This is a genomic window from uncultured Tateyamaria sp. (assembly GCF_947503465.1).
Taxonomy (GTDB): domain Bacteria; phylum Pseudomonadota; class Alphaproteobacteria; order Rhodobacterales; family Rhodobacteraceae; genus Tateyamaria.
Genome location: NZ_CANNDN010000001.1, coordinates 582,374 through 600,310, shown reverse-complemented (window position 1 = coordinate 600,310; position 17,937 = coordinate 582,374). Strand labels below are relative to the sequence as shown.

Annotated in this window: 18 protein-coding genes and 1 tRNA gene; 15 read left to right on the top strand and 4 right to left on the bottom strand. The window is 62.7% G+C overall.

Annotated elements, in window-relative coordinates; translation table 11 throughout:
* The first annotated feature begins 2 nt into the window (after positions 1 to 2).
* The 10 genes from Q0844_RS03110 (at position 3) to Q0844_RS03065 (ending at position 7,714) form a co-directional block, all read left to right on the top strand.
* The gene (locus Q0844_RS03110; protein ID WP_299041994.1) at positions 3 to 194 is read left to right on the top strand and encodes a hypothetical protein; all 192 of its coding nucleotides are present in this window, start codon (positions 3 to 5) and stop codon (positions 192 to 194) included.
* Positions 191 to 433, top strand: a complete 243-nt coding sequence (locus Q0844_RS03105; RefSeq protein ID WP_299041990.1) for a hypothetical protein — start codon at positions 191 to 193, stop codon at positions 431 to 433. The genes Q0844_RS03110 and Q0844_RS03105 overlap by 4 nt, the downstream gene beginning before the upstream one ends.
* The gene (locus Q0844_RS03100) at positions 430 to 744 is read left to right on the top strand and encodes a heavy metal-binding domain-containing protein (protein WP_299041987.1); all 315 of its coding nucleotides are present in this window, start codon (positions 430 to 432) and stop codon (positions 742 to 744) included. Before Q0844_RS03105 ends, Q0844_RS03100 begins: the two co-directional genes overlap by 4 nt.
* Positions 745 to 811: 67 nt before the next feature.
* Positions 812 to 1,567, top strand: a complete 756-nt coding sequence (gene sufC, locus Q0844_RS03095) for a Fe-S cluster assembly ATPase SufC (RefSeq protein ID WP_299041984.1) — start codon at positions 812 to 814, stop codon at positions 1,565 to 1,567.
* Positions 1,567 to 2,841 (top strand): SufD family Fe-S cluster assembly protein, encoded by a 1,275-nt coding sequence (locus tag Q0844_RS03090; protein ID WP_299041983.1) that lies wholly within the window; start codon positions 1,567 to 1,569, stop codon positions 2,839 to 2,841. The genes sufC and Q0844_RS03090 overlap by 1 nt, the downstream gene beginning before the upstream one ends.
* Before the next feature lie 4 nt (positions 2,842 to 2,845).
* Complete coding sequence (locus tag Q0844_RS03085) at positions 2,846 to 3,328, top strand: YIP1 family protein (RefSeq protein ID WP_299041981.1); 483 nt, start codon at positions 2,846 to 2,848, stop codon at positions 3,326 to 3,328.
* The gene (locus Q0844_RS03080; RefSeq protein WP_299041978.1) at positions 3,325 to 3,930 is read left to right on the top strand and encodes a YIP1 family protein; all 606 of its coding nucleotides are present in this window, start codon (positions 3,325 to 3,327) and stop codon (positions 3,928 to 3,930) included. Before Q0844_RS03085 ends, Q0844_RS03080 begins: the two co-directional genes overlap by 4 nt.
* Positions 3,923 to 5,143 (top strand): cysteine desulfurase, encoded by a 1,221-nt coding sequence (locus Q0844_RS03075; RefSeq protein WP_299041975.1) that lies wholly within the window; start codon positions 3,923 to 3,925, stop codon positions 5,141 to 5,143. The genes Q0844_RS03080 and Q0844_RS03075 overlap by 8 nt, the downstream gene beginning before the upstream one ends.
* Before the next feature lie 244 nt (positions 5,144 to 5,387).
* Entirely contained in the window at positions 5,388 to 6,155 is a 768-nt protein-coding gene (locus tag Q0844_RS03070; protein ID WP_299041973.1) for a class I SAM-dependent methyltransferase, read from the top strand.
* 173 nt (positions 6,156 to 6,328) lie between these two features.
* Positions 6,329 to 7,714: a DUF3179 domain-containing (seleno)protein gene (locus Q0844_RS03065; protein ID WP_299041971.1), complete on the top strand. Its 1,386-nt coding sequence runs from the start codon at positions 6,329 to 6,331 to the stop codon at positions 7,712 to 7,714.
* A 120-nt stretch (positions 7,715 to 7,834) separates the two neighbouring features.
* Here Q0844_RS03065 and Q0844_RS03060 read toward each other — a convergent pair.
* The 3 genes from Q0844_RS03060 to Q0844_RS03050 all read right to left on the bottom strand — a co-directional run bounded on the left by Q0844_RS03060 (position 7,835) and on the right by Q0844_RS03050 (position 10,750).
* A tRNA-Arg gene (locus Q0844_RS03060) sits at positions 7,835 to 7,911 on the bottom strand.
* A 48-nt stretch (positions 7,912 to 7,959) separates the two neighbouring features.
* Positions 7,960 to 9,918, bottom strand: coding sequence for a bifunctional 2',3'-cyclic-nucleotide 2'-phosphodiesterase/3'-nucleotidase (locus Q0844_RS03055; RefSeq protein ID WP_299041969.1), 1,959 nt, complete (start codon positions 9,916 to 9,918; stop codon positions 7,960 to 7,962).
* 262 nt (positions 9,919 to 10,180) lie between these two features.
* Positions 10,181 to 10,750: a DUF882 domain-containing protein gene (locus tag Q0844_RS03050; RefSeq protein ID WP_299041966.1), complete on the bottom strand. Its 570-nt coding sequence runs from the start codon at positions 10,748 to 10,750 to the stop codon at positions 10,181 to 10,183.
* A gap of 340 nt (positions 10,751 to 11,090) precedes the next feature.
* Here Q0844_RS03050 and Q0844_RS03045 point away from each other — a divergent pair, with 340 nt between their 5' ends.
* From Q0844_RS03045 to Q0844_RS03030, 4 genes are read left to right on the top strand one after another with little or no spacing between them, the layout of a single operon-like run.
* Positions 11,091 to 12,671, top strand: coding sequence for a L,D-transpeptidase family protein (locus tag Q0844_RS03045; RefSeq protein ID WP_299045184.1), 1,581 nt, complete (start codon positions 11,091 to 11,093; stop codon positions 12,669 to 12,671).
* Positions 12,672 to 12,709: 38 nt separating this feature from the next.
* Complete coding sequence (gene lpxD / locus Q0844_RS03040; RefSeq protein ID WP_299041964.1) at positions 12,710 to 13,801, top strand: UDP-3-O-(3-hydroxymyristoyl)glucosamine N-acyltransferase; 1,092 nt, start codon at positions 12,710 to 12,712, stop codon at positions 13,799 to 13,801.
* A gap of 31 nt (positions 13,802 to 13,832) precedes the next feature.
* Positions 13,833 to 14,093 carry a phosphopantetheine-binding protein gene (locus Q0844_RS03035; RefSeq protein ID WP_299041962.1) on the top strand — a complete coding sequence of 87 codons (261 nt, stop codon included), beginning with the start codon at positions 13,833 to 13,835 and terminating at the stop codon, positions 14,091 to 14,093.
* Positions 14,093 to 15,304 (top strand): beta-ketoacyl-[acyl-carrier-protein] synthase family protein, encoded by a 1,212-nt coding sequence (locus tag Q0844_RS03030; protein ID WP_299041960.1) that lies wholly within the window; start codon positions 14,093 to 14,095, stop codon positions 15,302 to 15,304. The genes Q0844_RS03035 and Q0844_RS03030 overlap by 1 nt, the downstream gene beginning before the upstream one ends.
* Positions 15,305 to 15,357: 53 nt before the next feature.
* On the opposite strand, the gene Q0844_RS03025 is transcribed toward Q0844_RS03030, so the two are convergent.
* On the bottom strand, positions 15,358 to 15,972 hold the full coding sequence (locus Q0844_RS03025) for an invasion associated locus B family protein (protein WP_299041958.1): 615 nt from the start codon (positions 15,970 to 15,972) through the stop codon (positions 15,358 to 15,360).
* 421 nt (positions 15,973 to 16,393) lie between these two features.
* Here Q0844_RS03025 and Q0844_RS03020 point away from each other — a divergent pair, with 421 nt between their 5' ends.
* Positions 16,394 to 17,935, top strand: coding sequence for a helicase HerA-like domain-containing protein (locus tag Q0844_RS03020; protein ID WP_299041957.1), 1,542 nt, complete (start codon positions 16,394 to 16,396; stop codon positions 17,933 to 17,935).
* The last annotated feature ends 2 nt before the right edge of the window (positions 17,936 to 17,937 follow it).

The following is a 17,937-nucleotide window of genomic DNA, read 5'->3' as shown; positions in this document are numbered from 1 at the left end:
CCATGCCGGCCAACAAGGAACCCCGGTCGGTTTCCGCGACCATGGCGCTGTCGGTGCTGGGCGGTGCCGCGCTTGGCGGTGGCTTGGGTGCCGTGGCCCTGCCGGGCCTCGCCGTGGCGCTTGCGGTCGGTGGCGCGCTGACGGGCGGCGCGATCGGCGCTGCGTTCTTCCTCTTTGCCGGAGCGGACGAATGACGGATCTGACCCATCACAAGCCGATCAAGCGCCACACCGTCTCCGACCTTGATGGAACGCAACAGGGCGGGCTGGCCTTTGTCATTGCCGTGCTGGGCGGGATGATCGTGGCCGCCGCATTTGCGCCGGGTGCGCTGACGTCCTTCTGGGTCTGGTGTGCAATCCTGGCCCTGTCCGTCTCCGTCGGGCTTGGCGCGCAACGTCTGTTTTCCCGGGAAACGCAGGAGGACACCGAATGATCATGACAACCACCTCCACCGTCGAAGGGTACACCGTGACCGACTACCGCGGCATCGTCGTGGGCGAGGCGATCATGGGCGCCAATGTCGTGCGCGATTTCTTTGCGGGCATTACGGATATCATCGGGGGCCGGTCCGGCGCGTACGAATCCAAGTTGCAGGACGCCCGCGACACGGCAATGGCCGAACTGGAACACCGGGCACAAGCCCAGGGCGCCAACGCCGTGATCGGGATCGACCTGGATTACGAAGTGGTTGGCGATTCAATGTTGATGGTCAGTGTCTCGGGCACGGCCGTCATTCTGGCATAGACGCAAATGAAACATCTGTAGGGTGTGCATTCATTGCGCACCTTACCTCGAACAAGGACAGGAAAAAATGCTGAACATCAAAGACTTGCATGTGCAACTCGAGGAAGAGGACAAACAGATCCTCAAAGGTGTGGACCTCACTGTCGAAGCGGGCAAGGTGCATGCGATCATGGGGCCCAACGGTTCGGGCAAGTCCACGCTGTCCTATGTCCTGTCGGGCCGCGACGGCTACGACGTGACCAGCGGCAGCGCCACGCTGGACGGCGATGACTTGCTCGAGATGGAGCCGGAAGAGCGCGCCGCCGCAGGCCTGTTCCTGGCCTTCCAATACCCGGTCGAAATTCCCGGCGTGGGCAACATGACCTTCCTGCGCACGGCGGTGAACGCACAGCTCAAGGCCCGCGGCGAAGAGGAAATGAGCGCCGCAGACTTCCTCAAGGTGATCCGGGCCAAGGCCAAGGACCTCAAGATCGACGCGGACATGCTGAAACGCCCCGTGAATGTCGGCTTCTCGGGGGGCGAAAAGAAACGCAACGAAATTCTGCAGATGGCAATGCTGGAACCCAAGATGTGCATCCTGGATGAAACGGATTCGGGCCTGGATGTCGATGCGATGAAACTGGTCGCCGAAGGCGTGAACGCGCTGCGCAGTGCGGGGCGCGGATTCCTCGTGATCACGCACTACCAGCGTCTGCTGGACCACATCAAACCCGATGTCGTGCACATCATGGCCGATGGCCGCATCGTCAAGACGGGCGGGCCGGAACTGGCGCTCGAGGTTGAAAACAACGGCTATGCCGACATTCTGGCAGAGGTGGCGTAATGGCCCAGGCCGCGACCAAGACACACCCGACCGAAGACCGGCTGGCAGCGCTTGCGATGCCGCAAAACGGCTGGGCGGATGCCGCGCGCAAGGCGGCGCTGGCCCGCGTGCGCGAAATGGGCCTGCCCGGTCGGCGCGACGAATACTGGAAATTCACCCGCCCCGACAGTCTGGTGCAACCTGATGCGCCGGGGGCTGCCCTGTTTCACAATGACGAAGGGCCGCTGTTCGGGGACATGGACCGGATCAAGATCGTCTTTGTCAACGGTGTGTTCGATCCCGCCCAGTCCGACGACCTGACCCTTGCCGGTGTGCGCATCGACCGTCTGGCCGACAGCGCTGACATTCACTGGGCGTCCGATCTCTATGGCAGCCTCGAGGCGAACGGCCATTACGTGCCGCGCCCGCTGGCGGCGCTGAACACGGCCTTTGCCACGGATGGCGTGCTGATCCACGTGACGGCGAAGGCGGAAAAGCCGATCAATTTCATATACTTGCACGAAGACGAGGCATCGGATGCGATCCTCCACCATGTGATCAGGGTCGATGCGGGCGCGGACCTGACCCTGTTGGAGACCGGCCCGGCAGCGGCCCGGTTCAACAAGTGCATGGAAGTGGACGTGGCCGACGGTGGCACCTTCCACCATGTGCGCGCGCAGGGGCGCGACCATGAACGCCGCGCGGTCACGCATATCTTTGCGCGATTGGGGGCCGAATCCACGTTCAAGTCCTTCACGCTCACCGTGAATGGCCGTCTGACCCGCAATGAATGCGTGATCGACATCACCGGCGACGATGCCGTGGCCCACGTGGCCGGGGCCTGTGTCGGGGACGGCGATTTTCACCACGACGACACCGTGTTCGTGACCCATGACGCGCTGCGCTGCGAAAGCCGCCAGGTGTTCAAGAAGGTGCTGCGCAACGGGGCAGTGGGCGTGTTCCAGGGCAAGATCCTGGTCAAGGAAGGGGCCCAGAAAACGGATGGGTACCAGATCAGCCAGTCGCTTCTGCTGGACGATGACAGCCAGTTTCTGGCCAAGCCCGAGTTGGAAATCTATGCCGATGACGTGGCCTGTTCGCATGGCTCGACGTCCGGTGCCATTGACGAAGACGCGCTGTTCTACCTGCGCTCGCGCGGTGTCCCCGCGGGGATCGCCACCGATCTTCTGACCCTCGCCTTTCTGGCCGAAGCGGTCGAAGAGATCGAGGACGAAACCCTGCGCGGCGCCCTTGTCGAACGGCTGGAAGGCTGGTTGGAGCGGCACCGGGGCTAGGAGCATGTCCATCACGCGCAACATCACCGCCACCTATCGCGGTCCCGGCCGCGTGGTCCGGCACCTGCTGGCCATGGGCCCGCGCGAGGATCGCGCGCTGGCCTATCTGATGGCCGCCTGCGCGCTGCTGTTCATCGCGCAATTGCCGCGTCTGTCGCGCGAGGCGCATCTGACGGGTGAGGACCTGAACATGCTGATGGGCGGCAGCCTCATGGCATTGATCTTTATCGCGCCACTTCTGCTGTATGGGCTTGCCCTCGTCGCGCGGCTGATCGGCCGCGTTCTGGGCGGGCAGGGCACCGGCTATGGGGCGCGTCTTGCGTTGTTCTGGGCGCTGCTTGCGTCCGCGCCCCTGCTTTTGCTGCACGGGCTGGTGTCCGGTTTCATCGGCCCGGGCCCGCAGGAAACCGCGGTGGGTCTGCTGTGGTTCGTGGCATTCCTGTGGTTTTGGATCGGCGGGTCCATCGCGCAGGAGCGTGCGACATGAACGGGTTTGCCGACTTGGTTGTCGATACGGTGCGCGACCCGCGCGGCACTGCACAGCGGATCATCGCGTGGAACCTTGATCGTCAAACGCTGTATTTTGCACTGTTTGCCGTGGCCGCCATCAATACGCTGCTGGCCTCGGGTCCGGTGGTGCTGCTGGACGGACAGATCGACCCCACGGCCCGCGCGGCGCTCCCGATCCTCGGGTTATTGGAGCGCCCGCTGGCGATGTTCGCGATCATCGCGGGCGGGCTTCTGGTCATGGTGCACGGGCTTGTCTGGGCCGGTCGGGCCCTGGGCGGGCAGGGCAGTTTTGCCGACATGCTGGCGCTGCTGACCTGGTTGCAGGCGCTACGGGCCGCCGCGCAGGCGCTGGTTCTTGTGCTCAGCCTGATCGTGCCCGCGATTGCGGGTCTTGTGGCGCTGGTTGTTGCGGTAGTGGCCTTCTGGCTGCTTTTGCATTTCATCAGCGCGGCCTTGCGGTTCGAGTCGCTCTTTCGGGCCTTTGGTCTGCTTCTGGTGGTTCTGGCGGGCCTTTTTATTGGAATGATGATGCTTGTGACGCTGACCGGCGTGACCGCAGGGGGATTGCAGAATGTATGACGTGGGCGCCATCCGGGCAGACTTTCCGATCCTGTCGCGCGAGGTGAACGGCAAGCCGCTTGTGTACCTCGACAACGGCGCCTCGGCGCAAAAGCCGCAGGTCGTGATCGATGCGATTTCCAAGGCCTATTCCGAGGAATATGCCAACGTACACCGCGGCCTGCACTTCTTGTCGAACCTGGCGACCGACAATTACGAAAGCGTGCGGGGCAAGCTGGCGAGGTTCCTGAACGCCGGTTCTGAAGATGAGATCGTGATGAATTCCGGCACCACCGAGGGTATCAACATGGTGGCCTATGGCTGGGCCATGCCACGGATGGACGCGGGCGACGAGATCGTGCTGTCGGTCATGGAACATCACGCCAATATCGTGCCGTGGCATTACCTGCGCGAACGTCAGGGCGTTGTTCTGAAGTGGGTCGATGTGGACGCGACCGGTGCGCTTGATCCGCAGAAGGTGATCGATGCCATCGGGCCCAGGACCAGGCTGGTGGCGGTGACCCACATGTCGAATGTGCTGGGCACGAAGGTGGACATCAAGGCGATCTGCGAGGGCGCGCATGCCAAGGGTGTGCCGGTCCTGGTCGACGGGTCGCAAGCGGCAGTGCACATGCCCGTCGATGTGCAGGATCTGGGTGCCGATTTCTACGCGATCACGGGCCACAAGCTCTATGGTCCGTCGGGGTCCGGTGCCATCTATTGCAAGGCCGAGCGGATGGCCGAGATGCGCCCCTTCATCGGAGGGGGCGACATGATCAAGGAGGTGTCGAAGGACGCCGTGATCTACAACGACCCGCCGCACAAGTTCGAGGCGGGCACGCCCGGCATCGTGCAGATGATCGGGCTGGGCGCCGCGCTGGATTACATGATGGGCCACGGAATGGACGCCATTGCAGCGCATGAGGACAGCTTGCGCGACTACACGGTTGAAAAGCTTGGTGGCCTGAACTGGTTGCAGGTGCAGGGCACGACACCGGACAAGGGCGCCATTTTCTCGTTCACGCTGGACGGGGCCGGGCACGCGCATGACATTTCGACCATCCTTGACAAGAAGGGGGTCGCGGTGCGCGCGGGCCAGCATTGTGTCGGTCCGCTGATGGAGCATATGGGGCTGAACGCCACATGCCGCGCGTCCTTTGGCATGTACAACACCAAGGACGAGGTGGACGTGCTGGTCGAGGCGCTGGAACTGGCGCACGACTTGTTCGCCTGAGCCTGTCCCCGCGGGGACAGGGGATGTGTCCCCGCGGGGACAAGGCGTGCGCCGGGTTTGCGAAGTCTTAGCCTGCCTGTGAAACGGGCCTGACATCAATGGCTTGCGGACCGCACGCCGCGTTTCGCTAAAATTAACCAGCCGCGCGCCATGCTGCTGCCCGACGGCGGGCGGGGACCCGGTTTCGTGTTTTTTGCGTTTTGGAGTATCGTCCGGCGACGCATGGTTTTGCCGGAGATTCCTGATGTCGCGCGATTACGTGGCCGTGAACCGAGAGCTGTGGGACAAGGATGCCCCCAATTGGGTCGAGATGGGAGAACGGGCCTGGGCGATGGAGACGCCCGAGTGGGGCACCTGGAACAACCCGGATGACGGATTGCATCTTCTGCCCGATGACATGTCGGGGATGGACGCCATCGAGTTGGGGTGCGGCACCGGTTATGTCGCGGGATGGATGGCGCGCCGCGGCGCGCGGGTGACGGCCATTGACGTTTCTGCCGCGCAACTGGCAACGGCACGGGACCTGGCAGCGCAGCATGGTGCCGATATCACCTTTGTCGAAGGCAACGCCGAAGAGACCGGGTTGCCGGACCAGAGCTTTGATTTCGCGATCTCGGAATATGGTGCAGCGATCTGGTGCACGCCCGATCTGTGGCTGCGGGAGGCCTGGCGGCTGTTGCGCCCCGGCGGGCGGCTGACCTTTCTGGGCAATCACCCCATTTCGCTGATCACATCGCCCGAGGATGGGATGCCCAATGACCGGACCCTGCACCGCCCCTACAAGGGGATGTGGGGCGCGGATTGGACGACTGTCGCGTACGAGCCAAGCGGCATCTGTTTCAACCTGACGGTGGCGGATTGGATGGCCTTGTTTACCAGGATCGGATTTGAAGTGCGCGGGTATCACGAGCTTTATGCGCCGGACTGGGCGGAGGGAGAACGCGCGGCGATCCCCGCGGCCTGGGCCAAGGAGTTCCCGGTCGAACAGGTCTGGATCCTGGAAAAGACCTGAACCGATATGTCCCGCGCTCACGGTAGCTGATGCAATCGTGATTGGGTGGCGCGCAGCTTACAAGGCACAGTTGCCGTGATTTTGGACAAGGCGTGACACGGCTTGTGCGGCTGATCCGGGTCCATGACGGACCGATCGGGCAAGGCAGGCCAGGTGCGCGGAAAGGCTTTCTCATGTCACCGGTTATGACCACTGTTTTGCGCGGGCTTGCGTTGACCCTTTGCGTGGCTGCGGCCCAGCTTTGGCCCGGGTCCGGCCGGGCCCAGACTGCAGAGGTGCCCGCCTATGTCATCAAGGAATTCGGCGCGCCGCCGCCTGTGCCGTCGGGGGACCTGTCGCCCGCGATGCAGTTCGCGGTGCGCGTGGCCTTTGTCGACAGCATTGTGCTGTCCACCTGGGACGAAAACCAGACGCTGGCCCTGGCCGAGATTTCCAAGTCCGGTGATCCGCGTCTGGCGTGGCTGATCAGTGACGTGATGCGCTTTGCCGCGTCGGGGGCGCTGCATGATATCCTGTCGGGGGCGGCGTCGGACCTTTTGGGCAAATCCTTTGACGGGCAGGACAATTGGGGCGCGATCACCGATCATTTGATTGCGTGGGACATCCCGGCGCCGCCGGATTACCTGCGGCTGAAGCGCACGATCTATACCGGCATTGTGCCGGGGTGGGAGCAGATCTTTGTCGAGGGTGATATTGACTGGCGTCTGGTGTCCTGGGGCGGCGTGCTGATTGACGACCGGCCTTACGACACCACGGATGACGGATGCCGGTGCATCCCGGCGGCGGACAACCCGGAGGTGAGTTCGGCGGCAGAGGCCACCTGGCTGGAGGACGATGATATCGTCTTTGGTGTCGAGGTGAATGGTGAATATCGCGCCTATCCGCGCCAGATCATGGAGGTGCGCGAGATGGTCAATGACACCCTGGGCGGGCGTGATCTGGGCATTCCGTACTGCACGCTGTGCGGGGCGGCGCAGGCCTATTTCACCGATGATCTGCCGACCGGGGTGAAACGCCCCATCCTGCGGACCTCTGGTTTGCTGAGCCGGTCGAACAAGGTCATGTATGACATTGAAACGATGTCGGTGTTCGACACGTTTCTGGGCAAGGCCGTGACCGGGCCGCTGGCCGAGAAGGGGGTGCAATTGAAGCAGGCTACCGTGATCACCACCGACTGGGGCACGTGGAAGGCGCAGCATCCGGAGACAACGGTTTTGCTGGAACGCTATGCGCTGGGGCGTGATCCGGATTTTCGCAGCACACGGGATGCCAACGGGCCCATTTTTCCGGTGGGCGATGTGGACCCGCGATTGCCGGTACAGGAAGACGTGATTGGCGTGGTTGCGCCCTCGGGCACGCCTGTCGCGTTTCGGCGCAGCACTGCCCTGCTGGTGTTGTCGCGCGGGGATGAGATTGTCCTGGACGGCGTGCATCTGAAGCTGGATGCGGGCGGTATCCGGGCCGTGGATGCGTCGGGTGCCGATCTGGGCAGCCATCAGGCGTTCTGGTTTGCGTGGTCGCAGTTCTATCCGCAGACGGCGTTGTGGTCGCGGCAGTAGGGCCACGCTCAAGGAGCCGAAGGCGGTAGCGCATAAGGGATGTGGCGGAGAGGTTCGGACAAAGTCCTAACTCGAGCCTTCGCGCTCAAGTAGCCCGAGGCGGTAGCGCAATAAAAAGTATGGCGGACCATAGAGGATTCGAACCTCTGGCCTCTGCCTTCGGAGGGCAGCGCTCTATCCAGCTGAGCTAATGGTCCACTGGGGCGCGGTATAGCGGTGCCACCCACGCCCTGCAATTGATAAAATCAGAGCGAGATGCGGAACCGGGCAAAGCCGTCGGGGCCGTCGCCTGCCGGTTCGATGATCACGCCCTTGACGTCGTCGATATAGTCGGCGGCCTTTGGGCCCGTTTCGAACAGCACGCTGGTGTTGTCGAGCGGCGCAAAGGACCAGTTGGCGTCTGCGCGGGGGCTGATCGTGCCTTGTTCCACGATGTAGCGCACGATGACGTCGCGGTTTGTGTCGGGGGCCTCGAACACCACGCTGTCACCCTTGGCGCCGGGGAAGTTGCCGCCGCCGCCTGCGCGGTAGTTGTTGGTGGCAATGATGAACTTCTGTTCTGGGTCAATGGGTTCGCCGTTAAACTTCAAGTTGACGATGCGGTTGGCCTCTGCGTTGATCAGCTCCCCCTTGGGGTCGAATTTCGACGGTTGGCTGAGGTCGATCTGGTAGGTCACGCCGTCCATCACGTCGAAATTGTAGCTGGGGAAGTCGGGGTTCAGCAGGGGGGCGTCGCTGCTGCCGGGGGCGACCTGGTTGAACATGCCGGCGGAGCGTTCAAGCCAATCCTTGACCTGCGATCCCGTCACCAGCACGGCGCGCGCGGTGTTGGGGTAGAGATAGAGGTCAGACACGTTCTTGATCGCCACGTCACCCTTGGGCACATCCGTGAAGTATTCCGGGCCGCCCCGACCACCGGCCTTGAAGGGGGCCGCAGCGGACAGGATCGGCAGCCCTTCGTATTCGGTGCCCTGCATCATCTGGGCGATGTACCAGCTTTGGGCAATCGACACGATCTGGACCGAAGGGTCGTCGGCGACGAGGGCGAAGTAGCTGTGGAGCGGCGCATCCGTCTTGCCGACGGCGCGACGCACATAGGCGAGCGTGGCGTCGTGTTCGGCCTGCACGCTGTCGAGCACCGGTTGGTGGTCTTCGACAAGGGCGGTGACCGAGCGGTCTTCGTTGCGTTTGGAGATGGGCCGCGCCTCGGAGCCGTGGCCGGTGATCCGCCACTCCGATCCGTCGCGTTCCAGCATCAGGTCGATGACACCGAGGTGCGAGCCCCAGAACCCGCCCATGGCTGCCGGTTTGCCGTGGATCGTGCCGTTTGCCACGTCGACGGCGGGCAGGTCGGCATAGGTGGGCGAGGGGAAGACCTGGTGGTGGTGGCCGGTGAGGATCGCGTCGATGCCGTCAACGGCAGCGAGGGGGACGGAGGCGTTTTCCATGCCGTCCGTGTGGTCGGCGGCCCCGATCCCCGAGTGGCTGAGTGCGATGATGATGTCGGCCCCTTGTTCCTTCATCAGTGGCACGAGGGTTTTGGCGGTGTCCACGATGTCGCGGGCCTGTACGTTGCCGTCGAGATGGCGGCGATCCCAGTTCATGATCTGCGGCGGGACAAAGCCGATGAGGCCGACCTTGATCGGGTGGGTTTCGCCCGCGCCATCCGTCACCGTGCGGTCCAGGATCACGAAAGGCGGCACGAGGGTGGTGTCAGCGGCGGCGTCCGCGCCTTGCTGCTTGGACACGTTGGCGCAGACCACGGGGAAGTTGGCGCCCGCCAGCGATTTCATGAGAAAGTCGAGGCCGTAGTTGAATTCGTGGTTGCCCAGTGTGGCGGCATCAAAGCCTACGGTGTTCATGGCGGTGATGATGGGATGTTCGTCGCCGTCTTTCATGCCCCGTTCATAGGCGATGTAGTCGCCCATCGGGTTGCCCTGCAGAAAGTCGCCATTGTCGATCAGCATGGAATTCGTGGCCTCGGCCCGGATGCTTTCGATGATGGAAGCCGTGCGCGACAGGCCCACCGTGTCGCGGGGACGGTCGGCGTAGTAGTCGTAGGGGAAGACGTGCACGTGCAGGTCGGTCGTTTCCATGATCCGCAGATGCGCCTGGTTCGTGCTGGCCCGCAGGCTGAACGGGTGCACGGCTGCAAAGGTCGCGGTGGTTGCAAGGAAGGTGCGGCGTGAGATGAAATGTGTCATGTGGGTCCCCCGAAAACGCGTCTGTGTCATTCACGGTAAGCGCGTAGTGGACGCACGTCACATTTTCATGTCCGGTCCGGCGAAAGGCCGCGCACATTTTTTTCTGACGGCCCGGGAACCAATCCCGTGTTGGTCACGTTCCCAAGGTGTTGTTCGTAGCAACTGTCCCAACCGGGTGGTGTGCAATTCCCCCCTCGATGCGCACCACCCGGCACGAAAAAGGGCGCCGCGGCGCCCCAGAAAGGTGATGTAGGAAAGGCTGTTACCGGCCCCAGCTGCGGATGACCCCGCAATCCATGTGCACGAAGTTGGATCCGGAATACTTGCCGACCCCGCCACCACGGCACGCTTGTGCCGCGCGCGCCATCTGTCCGACCGACCGGGTGGAGAGACGCAGGTCAGCGGCCTGACCTTTCATGTGCAGCGAATTCTTCGCGACACCGCGGCTGCGCGACCGCAACATGGCGTTGGTTTTCGGGCTGCGATAGCCCGACAGAAGCATGTAGGGTTCGTCGGTATCGAGCAGATTGTGCGCGGCGGCCATGATGTCGACATTGCGCAGGTCCATCGATTTGACATCGTCGGTGCGCCAGTCCCGCATGAAGTGGTTCACTTCCCTGACGGCGTCCTTGATGTAATCGCCCTCGATCCAGTAGATCATGTCGATGCGTTCACCGGTCCGGCCGGAATACATACGCAGGCGGCGGATGTCGCCCGCGCCGCGTAAGAACCCTGCTGCGTTTGAGAAAGTTGGTGCCGCCGTGACTGCCGTAGCTGCAAATGCGCCAAGTACGGCCCGGCGGGTCATGCCCGTAGAGGTATTGTTCGTCATGTTACTGCGCGTCCCGTACGCCTGCCTGCCCGTGATGTTACACGGGATTTGTCATCTCATCCCCAGATGCAACATTTCTATGCCATAGCTTGATTCGTTTACCAAGTGCTGAATCCGGTGCTCCGAACCTCGCAAGCCATTTAGGCAAAATTTTGCGCAAAATCCGTCGCATGTGGCGCAAAGGGCGCGAGACGATGCACGGGTGCATCAGGCAGGGTGTTCTTGGGATGCCTTGCGGCAAAGTGAATGGACAGTGTTCCCGGCCCTTTGGGATAAGGGGCCGACCATTGAGTAAAGCGACAACGGGTGTGACATGACGGTGAAGATTTCGCGGGTTTGGATGATGGCGCTGGCCCTGGTGATGGCTGTGTTTTTCGGAGGCGCGCCGCAGTCCGTGTCGGCCCAGGTGACGGCCTTCAAGCAGGCGGTGGCCGAGGCCGCGGCACGGGATGCGGACATTGCCGCGTTCTACAAGGCCAACGGCTATGACAGCCTGTGGACGGGCCGGTCGGGCCGCGAACGCCAGCGCCGCGTGGCCCTGTTCGATGCCCTGTCGCAGGCCGGCAATCATGGCTTGCCCGCTGCGCGCTATGATGCCGCGGGCCTTCAGGCCAAGATGAAGGCGGCCAAGACCCAGCGCGATCGCGGTCTGGTCGAGGTCGAGATGAGCCGCACGTTCCTGCAATATTCGCGCGACTTGCAGACCGGTGTTCTGGTCCCGTCGCGTGTGGACCGCGCCATTGTTCGCCAGGTGCCCTATCGCGACCGCACATCGTATCTGGTGAACTTCTCGAAATCCTCGCCATCGGGTTTTTTCAAGGCGCTGGCGCCCAAGACCACTGAATACACAGCCCTGATGAAGGAAAAGCTCCGCATGGAGCGGTTGCTGGCCAAGGGCGGCTGGGGTCAGAAGGTTCCCGGCACCGGGTTGAAGCCGGGCCAGTCGGGCGATGCGGTTGTCATTTTGCGCAACCGCCTGATGGCCATGGGGTTCCTGCAACGCACCAACACCCAGACCTATGACGCGACCGTTCAAGCCGCCGTGCAGCAGTTCCAACTGGCCCATGGCATGACTGCCGATGGTGTGGCCGGGCAGGCCACCATCACCGAAATGAACAAAGGCGTGCAGGACCGCCTGCAATCGATCATTGTCGCCATGGAACGCGAACGCTGGGTCAATCAGGAGCGCGGCAAGCGCCATATCCTGGTGAACATCCCGGACTTCACCGCCAAGGTGATCGACAGTGGCAAGCTGACCTTCGAGACGCGGTCGGTGGTGGGCGCCAACAAGGATGACCGCCCCACGCCCGAGTTTTCGGATGTCATGGAGTTCATGGTCATCAACCCAAGCTGGTACGTCCCGCGTTCGATCGTGACCAAGGAATATCTGCCGGCCCTCAAACGCAACCGCAATGCGGTCCAGCATATCGAGATCACCGACAGTCGGGGCCGCAAGGTGAACCGGGGTGCCGTGAATTTCAGCCAGTACACGGCCAAGACCTTTCCCTTTGCCATGCGCCAGCCGCCGTCGAAGGGCAATGCGCTGGGACTGGTCAAGTTCATGTTCCCCAACGTGCACAACATCTACCTGCACGACACGCCCGCCAAGAACCTGTTCGGCCGCGAGGTGCGTGCCTATAGCCATGGGTGCGTGCGGCTGGCCGATCCGTTCGACTTTGCCTATACGCTGCTGGCCAAGCAGGAAAGCAACCCCGAACAGTATTTCCAGTCCGTGCTGGCCACGGGCCGCGAGACACGCGTCGACTTGAAAGCGCCGGTGCCCGTGCACATCATCTACCGCACGGCGTTCACCACTCCCAAGGGGCACACGCAGTATCGCCGCGACATCTATGGAAGAGACGCCAAGATCTGGAATGCGCTGTCGAATGCAGGGGTGGCCCTGCGCGCCGTTCAGGGGTAAATCCGGCCCCTGAGCCACGAGCAACAAGGGGACCCTTCATGCGTTATTCCATCGCCCAGATTGCCGATGCGCTGGACGCGCAGGCGGTTGGGGATACCGATCTGGTTGTGACGGGTCTGGCCGAGCCGGCGCAGGCGTCGGCTAGCGATCTGGCGCTGGCCAGCAATGCCAAATACGCCGATGCCATTGCCGAAGGGGCCGCGCAGGCGGCGCTGTTGTGGGATGGTGCCCCGTGGGAGAGCCTGGGTCTGCGTGCGGCCATTCTGCCCCGGCGCCCCCGCTTTGCCATGTCGCGCCTGACGGCGATGGCCGATCCCGGACAGGGCTTTGGCGCGGGCATTCATCCATCGGCCAGCGTTGATCCCTCTGCAGTGCTGGGGGACAACGTGTCCATCGGTGCCGGTGCGGTGATCGGGCCCGAGGCGGTGATCGGCGCGGATGCTGTCATTGGCCCCTTGTCCTTTGTCGGGTGGCGCGCACGGTTGGGCCCGAATGCCCATCTGCGAGAACATGTCAGCATTGGCGCGGGCGTGCAGATCGGTGCAGATTTCATTGCGCAGCCCGGCGCGCGTATCGGCGGGGACGGGTTTTCCTTTGTCACGCCGGAGAAAAGCGGTGTCGAGGCGGTGCGCGAGTCGCTGGGCGACCAGGGGCACGCCACCGGCCAGCCCTGGGCGCGCATTGCATCGCTGGGTGCCGTGGTCATCGGTGACGAAGTCGAGATCGGCAGCAATTCGGTCATCGACAACGGCACCATCCGGCCCACGACGGTTGGTAACCGCACCAAGATCGATAACCTGGTTCATATCGGCCACAATTGCGTCATCGGCGAGGACAATCTGCTGTGCGGGTGCGTGGGCATTGCCGGGTCGGTCACTGTGGGCAATTTCGTTGTCATGGCAGGCCAGGTGGGCGTGTCCGACAACGTGACCATCGGCAACAACGTCGTTCTGGCCGCCGCCAGCAAGGTGCTGAGTTCGGTGCGCGATGGCAAGGTCATGATGGGCTATCCGGCGATCGAGATGAAAACCAATCTCGAAGTGTTTCGCAACGTCCGCCGCATCGGGCGGCTGATGCGCGACATGGCGGACCTCAAGAAAGCGGTTTCCAAGTCGGATGGCAGTGACTAAATCACTCCCAAGTCAGGCAAGGGGACAGACGATGAGCATCAAGGACAAGGTCATCGAGATTGTCGCGGAACAGGCGGTGCTTGAACCCGGCGACGTCAGCTTGGACAATACCTTGGAAGACCTGGGTATCGACAGCCTTGGCCTGGTCGAAAGCATTTTCGCGATCGAGGAAGAATTCGACATCCAGGTCCCCTTCAACGCGAACGAGCCCGAGGCAAGCGACTTTGACATCTCAAGCGTGCAGTCGATCATTGCGGGCATCGAGAAGCTGATCGCAGAACAGAAAAGCTGATGCACCGCGTTGTCATTACCGGTGCGGGCACCGTGAACGCCCTGGGCCATGATGTGGCCGAAACCCTTGAGGCCATGCGCGAGGGCCGCAGCGGCATTTGCGCGCTTGAGTTTCAGGATGTGGACCGGCTGGCCATCCAGATCGGAGGTCAGGTGCGCGGGTTCGAGGCCGAAGGACGGTACAACCGCCAGCAGATGAGCCTGTATGACCGGTTCACGCAGTTCACGCTGGCCGCCGCCAAGGAAGCCATCGAACAATCGGGCCTGACCTTTTCCGGGGAAGAGGCCGCAAAGTCGGGCGTGATCCTGGGCACCGCGGCGGGTGGCGTCAGCACATGGGACCAGAATTACCGCCTGGTCTATGAAGAGGGCAAGAACCGGGTGCACCCCTTTGTCGTGCCCAAGCTGATGAACAACGCCGCCGCGAGCCACGTATCGATGGAATGGAACCTCAAGGGGCCGTCCTTTACCGTCGCTACCGCCTGTGCGTCGTCGAACCATGCGATGGCGCAGGCCTTTCAGATGGTGCGCACCGGCATGGCGCCCGTCATGGTCACGGGCGGATCGGAGAGCATGTTGTGTTTCGGCGGCGTCAAAGCGTGGGAAGGTCTGCGGGTGATGTCAAAGGACGCGTGCCGTCCGTTTTCCGCCAACCGCAACGGCATGGTCCAGGGCGAGGGCGCAGGCGTTTTCGTGTTCGAGGAATACGAACATGCACGGGCCCGTGGGGCCGATATCCTGTGCGAAGTGGCGGGTTTTGCCATGTCTTCGGATGCGGCTGACATCGTGATGCCGTCAAAGAACGGTGCCGCACGGGCCATGTCGGGGGCCTTGGCCGATGCGCGCGTGAACGCGGACCAGATCGGGTACATCAACGCCCATGGCACCGGCACGGCGGCGAACGACAAGACCGAATGCGCGGCCGTGGCGGATGTCTTCGGACCCCATGCGGACAAGCTGATGATCTCGTCCACCAAATCGATGCATGGGCACCTGATTGGCGGCACCGGTGCGGTTGAATTGCTGGCCTGCATCATGGCGCTGCGGGACGGGGTGATCGCGCCCACCATTGGCTATGAAGAACCGGACCCGGAATGTGCGCTGGACGTGGTGCCGAACGAGGCGCGCCAGGCGGACGTGGATGTGGTCCTGTCCAATGCCTTTGCCTTTGGCGGCATGAATGCGGTGCTGGCCCTGCGCAGGATCAAATAGAAAAAGCCGCCCCGTGATTGCCGGGGCGGCTGTGGTCGTGGTGACGTGTCAGATCAGAACTGGGCGATTGTCGTCTTGTCGAACGACGCGGTAAAGCCGCTGAGCGACATGTCCAACTCGACCTTCTGGTCGGGGGCCAACGCGGGCACAATCGTCAGCGTCGCGCTGGCGCCGCGACGGAACTGCGCCACCTCTTCTGCCACCAGACCCACGCGCGAATAGCACCCGATCGGGTTGCAGAACGCGAAGGGATAGCGCCGTGCCTGACCACCGTCGACGGCCATGGTCAGCTGCTGGGGCAGGGAGGTTTCGAGCGGCACGATGATCGTGGCGCCGGCCACGGCCCGGCCGCCTTCGGGCAGGCGGAAGATCGATATTTCGGCCACGGGCGTGCCTTCGGCGTCTGACATCAGCTGGTACATCTGACAGGGGTCTTCGCCCTCTTCGGTCTTGATGCAGCGCAATTCCCACGCGCCGTTTGTTTCGGCCGTGTAGGTGTCACCCACCTGAGGCAGCGAGGCGTCTTCGCCCAGGCTCAGCTGGTCTTCGATGGCGCTGCCGACATCGGGCGCGTCTGTCGTTTCTTCGGTTGTGGAGTCCGTGGATTGGGCCATGACGCCAATTGGCATCAGAAGGGCCGCGGTAAGGGCAATCAGGGACGTACGCATGTTAAATCCGCTCTTGTTTCATTTGCCGGAGTGCTAGCACGGACAACGGGCAGTGTCAGCGGCAAAGAGGAAAGTTTTCGTGACATGGCCCAAACAGCAAAAAAGGGGGCCCCAAAGCCCCCTTTTCCAAGTGTCTTTTTCTCTCCCCGTCGGACTGGCCGACTTATTGCGCAGACGTTACGAGAGCCACTGCCGGGGGTCAACAGGGAAAAGCCGGAAAAATTCTTTTGTGAAATCAGCACCTAAACTGCTTGGTTCAGTTTTGTGAAAAAATGGCCGCGCACAAGGCGCGGCCCAGTCTGACAGGGAGGAAGTGTTCCGCGCCAGGAGGACTCTGGGCGCTGAACAAAAACACTATGGCACCCAATGGTTAACTTTGTATGGTCGCGCCGAAGGCCCCAATGGACAAAAGGTTAATGGCATGAACGATCATATTTTCATCGGGGGCGGCGGGGTCGATTATGCCGAAAAGCAGGGCCTGACGTTGAAATACGCCAACCGGCACGGATTGATCGCGGGGGCGACCGGCACCGGCAAGACCGTGACCCTGCAAATCCTGGCCGAGGGGTTTTCGAATGCGGGCGTGCCGGTGTTCCTTTCGGACGTCAAGGGCGACCTGTCGGGGCTGGCGAAATCGGGCACGGCCGCGCACAAACTGCACGGCCCGTTCACGGAACGGGCGGAAAAGATCGGGTTTTCGGATTATTCCTATCACGCCTGTCCCGTCACCTTCTGGGACATGTTCGGCGCCCAGGGCCATCCGGTGCGCACCACCGTATCCGAGATGGGGCCGCTTTTGCTGGCCCAGCTTCTGGAACTGACCGAAGCGCAGGAGGGTATCCTGAACATCGCCTTTCGCCTGGCGGACGAGGAAGGCATGCCCTTGCTGGATCTCAAGGATCTGCAGGCGTTGCTGGTCTGGGTGGGCGAGAATGCCAAGGATCTGAGCCTGCGCTATGGCAACGTGTCGACGCAATCCATCGGCGCGATCCAACGCCGGTTGCTGGTGCTGGAAAACCAGGGGGCGAGCCAGCTGTTCGGCGAACCGGCGCTGGAGCTGTCGGACCTGATGCGCACCGATGCGGCGGGCAAGGGGATGGTGAACATCCTGGCCTCTGACAGGCTGATGGGTGCGCCCAAGCTTTATGCCACATTCCTGCTGTGGCTGCTGTCCGAACTGTTCGAGGAATTGCCCGAGGTGGGCGACCCCGACAAGCCCAAGCTGGTCTTCTTCTTTGACGAGGCGCATCTGCTGTTCGAGGACGCGCCCAAGGCGCTGGTCGACAAGGTCGAACAGGTGGCGCGACTGATCCGGTCCAAAGGGGTGGGGGTGTATTTCATCACCCAGAATCCTGCGGACGTGCCCGAGGATATCCTGGGTCAGCTTGGCAACCGGTTTCAGCATGCGTTGCGTGCGTTTACCGCCAAGGACCGGAAGGAATTGCGCATGGCGGCGGAGACCTACCGTGAGAACCCGCGGTTCGAGACGGAGGAGGCCATTCGCGAGGTCGGCGTGGGCGAGGCGGTGACGTCGATGCTGCAAAAGAAGGGCGTGCCGGGGATCGTGGAGCGCACCCTGATCCGGCCGCCATCATCGCAACTGGGCCCCGTGACGGATGCCGAACGCAAGGCGCATCTGGCCGCGAGCGACATGGCGGGCAAATATGATCAGACGCTTGATCGCACATCCGCCTTCGAGATGTTGAAGGCACGGGCCGATGCGGCGGCGCAAGAGGCGGAAGTGGCGGAAACGAAGGCCGAAGAGGCGACGCCGATGCTGCGCGAGTTCAATGCGGCCCGCCGCTATTCGGCCAAGGGTGTGACGCGTTCGACGTCGCGCCCGGCGCGGCGGGGGGCCAGCTTTGGCGAGGCAATGACCAAGATGGTTGTCAAGGAACTGACCGGCACCACAGGCCGCCGCATGGTGCGCGGCATTTTGGGTGGCCTCTTCAAAGGGCGCTGAAC